This is a genomic window from Parapedobacter luteus, from assembly GCF_900168055.1.
GTDB lineage: Bacteria > Bacteroidota > Bacteroidia > Sphingobacteriales > Sphingobacteriaceae > Parapedobacter > Parapedobacter luteus.
The window spans coordinates 125,692-132,778 of sequence record NZ_FUYS01000011.1; the positions used below are offsets into that span (position 1 = coordinate 125,692).

The following is a 7,087-nucleotide window of genomic DNA, read 5'->3' on the forward strand; positions in this document are numbered from 1 at the left end:
GTGGCAGCGGGGGGACCAACGAAGTGCTTTTATATACAATGCGATGATATTGCATATAAAAAGCAATTTATCTAAGTTTACACCGCGAAACAAGCAACAGGTTTAAATGAGCGACGAAACGAATCCGACACCCGAAGAAAACCAAGGAAGTACTTCTGAAGACAATCAACCAGGTGGCAGCCAGACCATACCGTTATCGGGCTTGTATGAAAACTGGTTTCTCGATTACGCATCGTACGTCATTCTCGATCGCGCTGTACCGCACATCAACGATGGTTTTAAGCCCGTACAACGCCGTATTCTGCATTCGTTGAAGGAGATGGACGACGGGCGGTTCAACAAGGCCGCCAATGTGATTGGCAATACCATGAAATACCATCCACATGGGGATGCCTCTATTGGCGATGCCATGGTGCAACTGGGCCAGAAAAACCTGCTTATTGATTGCCAGGGCAACTGGGGCGACCCCGTCACGGGCGATTCAGCCGCGGCGCCCCGTTATATCGAAGGTCGCCTGTCCAAGTTTGCCAACGAAGTGGTCTTCAATCCGGACACTACGGAATGGCAACTCAGCTACGACGGCCGCAACCGCGAGCCCGTTACACTGCCAGTCAAGTTTCCGCTGCTTTTGGCGCAAGGGGCCGAAGGTATCGCCGTAGGCCTCGCCACCAAGATTATGCCGCACAACTTCATCGAACTTATCGACAGTTCCATCGAAGTATTGCGAGGCGGACGGCCAAATCTATTGCCAGATTTTCCCACCGGCGGGTTAGCGGACTGCTCGGCATACAACGAAGGGCAACGGGGCGGCAAAATACGCGTGCGCGCCAAGATTGAGGAGCGCGACAAAAAAACACTCGCTATCACTGAAATCCCCTATGGCACCACCACTGGCGGCCTCATCGACAGTGTAGTTGCAGCCAATGAAAAAGGCAAGATCAAAATCAAGAAAATCGAAGACAATACAGCGCAAAACGTCGAAATCATTATCCACCTGGCCCCTGGCATTTCGCCCGATGTTACCATTGATGCGCTTTATGCCTTTACTGCCTGCGAAGTATCCATTTCACCCAATACGTGTGTCATCCGGGACGACAAGCCCCATTTCATGAGCGTCAACGATGTGCTCATCGAAAACACTCAACAAACCAAGCGTCTGCTCAAGCAGGAACTTGAAATCCGCCTCAGCGAGTTGCAGGAAAAGATTTTTTTCAGCAGCCTGCTCAAGATTTTTATCCAAGAAGGGATGTACAAACACCCTGACTACGAAAACGCCGGAGACTTCGACACCGTCGTACAGGTGCTTACCCATCTTTTTACGCCGTTTTTCGACCAATTTTACCGCGAGATACTGCCTGAAGATTACAAAAAGCTTATCGAAAAACCAATGAGCAGTATTACCCGCTTTGACGTTAAGAAGGCGGATGAACAGATGGCTGCCCTTGAAGAAGAAATCAAAAAGGTGCGCCATCACCTGCGCCACCTCACTGATTATGCGATTGCCTGGTTTGAACGGCTTAAAGAAAAATATGGCAAAGGCCGGGAGCGCCGCACCGAGCTTCGGGCGTTTGATCGTGTAGAGGCCGCGCAAGTAGCGTTGGCGAATGCCAAGCTTTATGTCAACCGCACTGAAGGCTTTATCGGCACGGGGATGCGTAAAGATGAATATGTCACGGATTGTTCTGATTTAGACGACATTATCATCTTCCGATCCGATGGAAAATGTTTAGTGACCAAAATACAGGACAAGGTGTTCGTCGGGAAGGACATCATCCACGTAGCCGTATTTAAAAAGGGGGATGACCGTACCGTATACAACCTCATCTACCGTGACGGCAAGTCCGGGATATCCTACGTCAAGCGCTTTTCGGTCGTAGGCGTCACGCGCGATAAGGAATACGATCTTACCAAGGGCGAGAAAGGCTCCAAGGTATTGTATTTTACAGCTAATCCAAATGGGGAGGCGGAGGTGGTCAATATCCAACTCAAGCCACATTCCAAGCTTCGCAAGCTCCAGTTTGACTTGGATTTTGCCGAGGTAGCTATCAAGGGTCGCGGCTCACAGGGTAACATCGTCACCAAGTATCCCATCAAGAAGGTTAACCTCAAAAGCAAAGGAGTATCTACGCTTTCCGGCCGCAAAATTTGGTTTGATGATGTACTCAAACGACTCAATGCCGACGGTCGCGGCACCTACCTGGGAGAATTTGATGGCGATGATAAAATCCTAACGGTCATGGCCGATGGCACCTATGAACTGACCAGCTTCGACCTTAGCAACCATTTTGACGACAAGCTGGTCCGCATCGAAAAATACAACCCGCAGCAGGTGTACAGCGTTGTTCACCGCGATGGCAAATCGGGCGTATGCTACGTCAAGCGTTTTCTGTTTGAAGACACGCCGATCGGCAAACGTACATCCATTATCAATGATGAACCGGGCTCCAAGCTTGTGCTTATCACCGCCGCCGCTGCACCCGTTGTGCGGGTGGATGTACTTAAAGGCAAATCGCAAACTGCCGACACCATTGAGCAAGACCTCACTGCCATCATCGACGTCAAGGGCATGAAAGCACAGGGCAACCGCCTTACACCCCATGACGTCCAGCACGTCACCTTACTCACGGAAGAGATACCGGAGGCCCCATCACCATCCATGGAGGCACCGCCACATACTGCATCCATAGCTGCCGCTGCTACCACCACCCCATCTCCGGCAAATCCGGAAACAACGGCAAGTCCAGCGACAGCAGACACGCCACAGGACGCAAAACCACCTGTAGATTTTGAGATCACCAATCCGGATGACATCCAAATTGATGATAACGGCCAAATGGGGCTATTTTAAAGGGAATCCACCGTCAGGAAGGCGCATATCTCGATAAAGGTGTTTGAACATGGGTCCCGGATTGGTATCCATTGTTTCAAAAAAATATGTACCTTTGCCCCCGTGCAAGAAGATTACGGTGACACGTTAGTTGGAATTAACTAATTTAGCGTAATTATCTTTTTACATCAACTTATGAACCATTATTATCATCCGCAGCCCCAATGCACTTGTTTTGCCTATGACGGCATGATCTCGTGTAAAGTTCCCGGCTCCTCACCGCAGCCCGCCAACTCGCTTTGTTTCTCGAAATCAAAAGGTTCAAATTTTTCAAACAAATCACCCTTTTAGGGGTAAATGTAAGTGTAGTTCTGCCTGAATCTATCGATTCATGCCTTATCGACCGCGAAAGCAATGGAGAACCCATGAAAATAACAAATAAAAAAACCAACATACCTTAACTCATCTTTCCATTTAATGCTGACCTATGAAAAAAAAGATTACGTTGCTCATTGCAGGCCTGATAGGCCTGCTATCAGCCCATGCCCAAGACCAGAACCCTTTCAATGTCATCCGTGAAAATCCAGCCTACCAATGGTCGTTTGGCCCTTTGTTGAGCAGTGCAGGCTTGGGGCTTGCTATCTATCGTCCCCTCGGCAATCCATTTGGCGTACAGCTCGGTGTCAATCTCATGCCGTTTGACACCCAGATCATCGCGCATTATGGCGATCATGAGACGCGTTCAAAAGCCAGGGCCCGGCTGCATAATGCTCATCTGCTATTTGGCTGGGCACCCTTTTACCGCGCGCAAAACGGCTTCCGCCACTTCACTATCCAGCTTGGTGGCGGCTATTTCTTTCAGGCCAAGGGCACCATCCATACTGAGTTGAATGAAAACTACTCCTATGGCGATATTATCGTACGTCCAGTGGATGTAGGGTTGATGACCACCACGGTCAGCTGGGCAAAGACCGTCGCGCCATACGCCGGCATCGCTTTTGGCAATATCCGCATTGACGATCGGTTTTCGTTCAATCTCACAGCGGGCGCCTATCGGCTTTCCAGCCCGCGGGTTGACATCGTGGCTACCGAACTATTGCAGGGCAACGAGGCCAACGGTCCCATCATCGAACGCAACGTGCGTAACTACCGTTACCTGCCCAACATCCAGTTTGGGCTCAATTACAATTTCTTCATCCGCTAACGATTAGTCAATCCATTCGATAATCCATTTCCTATGAAACCTACAAAATACCTTCTATATAGCCTCGGTTGGACCGTTTTGCTCTGTATCCAAAGTTGCCAGCATCCGTTGAAAGACATCCGAGTCGTCGTCAGTTCGGCCATTTTGGAATACACCACCGTGCTTCAAATCACCGATGGCCAAGGCAATGCGGTAAACAACGTGTCTGTGAGTCTCAGCGGCCCTGATGCTGAATACATTTACAACCTTGAAGGACGCCGGCAATTCCAGCTTCGCGATGGTCTGCTTGGTTTGGGCGTACACCCGCAACATGAACCCACTGAAGACAACCCCGTCACATTTTATGTAGAATTAAGCGGCGAAGATTACCTTACCCAGGTCATTCCCGTCATCATTACCAGCGAGCTGCGGTCTAGTCTTAATGCCGTGAGCGTACTGCGACTAAGCGATGCGCCGCCGGGCGTGGCGGTATACCGTCCGACAGTGAGTCTGGTTGACGGCCGCATTGGCGAAACCCTTATGCTCACCACGCCTTTAAGCGAGACATCCGAACAAACCACCCGCATCACGCTGCGGGCCGGCACCCAATTCTTGGATGCTGACGGTAATATCATCACCGGCAACACGCTCTCCGGCCTTATCGTCAATACCGACACGGACAAAGAGACCTCCTTAGACATTATTCCCGGTGGAAGCTTAGCAACTTCCAACGTCTACACAAACGGCAATAACAGCCCCGTGGGCGGCGCATTCAACCCCGCAGCACTCACCAACATCAACTTTTTTGTAGATGGCGCTCCGGTCAGCTATTTTAGCCAGCCCATTGAGATCGCCCAGCAAATAGACGACGGCTTTTACAATCTTGGCACCAATACCCAAGTGCGAGTGGGCGACGCCCTTTCGGTATATAGCCATACCGCAGCTGACTTCCGGTGGACCTACGAGCAAGAAACCGTCGTTACACAGGCGGACGAACTGCTTTTTGCCAGCTATGAGACCGACCACCTGACGTGGTTTATGAGCGGCAATTTTGCACCGGGCTGCCCGCAGCCAGCCAATATCACACTCAACGCATCGTGGTTTGAGGCCGGCATTACTTACCCGCTTACCATTGAAGCCGTGATGGCAGGTAAGGTTGTGCGCCGGTTTGTCGCATCTGTCAATGCCACGTACAACAGCGTACAGCTCACCTACCTGCCCACGGCGGGCGTATCCATCCGCATCAAAGACGACAGAGAAGCCATACTCGGCGAAGAAATGCTCAATAGTACCTGCGGTGGCACCACGAGCATCACGCTGGCCGACCCATCGACCGTGAATGACCCGCGAGTTACGCTTCAACTCTATGTGCGCTGTCCCGGCCAAACCGAAGTCGTGGATGTACTGCCTACTTTTTACCTCTATTACCGCGAGCGCGGTACAGGTTCGCAAGAATTTAAATTTCTCGGTGTCGTGGTCAATGGCTTTATCTCCACCACGCTGCTGACACCGGAGACTGTACGGTATGACTTTAAAGCCATTTGGGGAGATCAGGTCAAAATCGTGGGAGACCATGTTGTCCATGAAGACAATAGCGGTACGGTAGGCACCGCGCCGGGTGATATCATCGGCGAACATGCGGGCGCAACCAACTTGGCTATCCTCACGCAGAAATGCGATGAGCTGCTACCTACGCAATAATTTTTTTTAAGAAACCATAAATTACTCTCCCGCTGGCAATTGCCAGCGGGAATTGACATAAAAATAACGCATGATTCATCCGTTTTTAACAAACAACCAGCAATTAGGCATAGCATTTGATATATTTTCAATGACTGATAACAATATTTTAGGCGTTCTAAGCGAAAAACAGTTATTATTCGTAAATTCGCAATGTAATCGCCACGATTTTCGTTCTCTACCTTACAAATTTATTTAAAAGACATGCAAACGCGTTATATTTATCTCTTGAAGTTTGTATTGGCCTTTTCCGACTTTTTATTACTCAATGGCGCCTTTATGGTGGCCTGTATGCTCACCGAGCATCACTACTTTCTCAACGAATCGGTGGTTTTCCGGTTTTACCTCCCCATCGCCAATCTGCTGTGGCTATTTTCGAGCGGGGTGTTCAGGATGTATGGCAGTGGTACAGTCGTCAGCCTAGACAATATCTATCGTGCTACGTGGCGCAGCGCCATTATCCACGCTGGTCTGTTCGGGATTTACCTACTGCTTGCCGATACCGGGGCCACCCATACCGCCGTTTTCCTGACCGTCTTCCATCTGGGCTTCATGGTGCTACTTGTCATTAGCCGCCTCGTCGGCACCTATTTCCAGGGCATGCTTATCCGGTATTTCCATATCCGCAAGACCGTGGCCATTATGGGCAAAAATGACGGCGGACGCCAATTGGCAAGATATTTCCGTGCGCATGAAAAATTGTTTGATTTCGAAGGCTACCTTGCCGAGAGCGATGCACAGCTTGTCAACGACCGCGGAGAAGTGATGCCAACCGCTCGTGCACAGTTCGCGCGCGCGGTAGCCTTGGGTATTCAAGAAGTCTACATCTCGCTTCCCCCCCAACGCATCGCTCAAGCCGCAACACTGCTTGAAGAAGCCGAGCGGCTGTGTCTGCGGGTCAAGCTCGTCCCCGACTTAAAACGGGAGGATAGCCTGCCCTATGAAGTGAGCCTGTTGGGCTCCGTACCGGTGGTGAGCATCCGGCATGAGCCGGCATACGAGGTCGAAGCCCGATTCAAAAAACGCCTCTTTGACCTGCTGTTTAGCTCCCTGGTCATCGTCTTTATCCTCAGCTGGCTTTATCCGCTAATCGGGCTTCTCATCAAGTTGGAAAGCCCCGGGCCGGTGCTGTTCAAGCAACTGCGCAGCGGACGTGACAATAAGCCGTTCTGGTGCTACAAATTCCGGAGTATGCGTGTCAATGCCGAAAGCGACAGCAAGCAAGCCACGCGCGGCGATAGCCGCATCACCCGTATCGGGGCTTTCCTGCGCCGCACCAGCCTGGACGAACTGCCGCAGTTTTTCAACGTGTGGCTCGGCCACATGAGTGTGGTGGG

General features: G+C 50.8%; 4 protein-coding genes. All 4 read left to right on the plus strand.

Annotated features, from left to right (window positions below; genetic code table 11):
• The first annotated feature begins 106 nt into the window (after nucleotides 1-106).
• Entirely contained in the window at nucleotides 107-2,848 is a 2,742-nt protein-coding gene (locus B5X72_RS17655) for a DNA gyrase/topoisomerase IV subunit A (RefSeq protein WP_079718248.1), read from the plus strand.
• Nucleotides 2,849-3,314: 466 nt separating this feature from the next.
• A complete protein-coding gene (locus tag B5X72_RS17660; protein ID WP_079718249.1) occupies nucleotides 3,315-4,031 on the plus strand; it encodes a hypothetical protein in 717 nt (238 codons plus the stop codon).
• A 33-nt stretch (nucleotides 4,032-4,064) separates the two neighbouring features.
• Entirely contained in the window at nucleotides 4,065-5,711 is a 1,647-nt protein-coding gene (locus tag B5X72_RS17665) for a hypothetical protein (RefSeq protein ID WP_139378768.1), read from the plus strand.
• 243 nt (nucleotides 5,712-5,954) lie between these two features.
• The coding region (locus B5X72_RS17670; RefSeq protein WP_079718251.1) for a sugar transferase at nucleotides 5,955-7,087 on the plus strand (1,133 nt) is incomplete at its 3' end.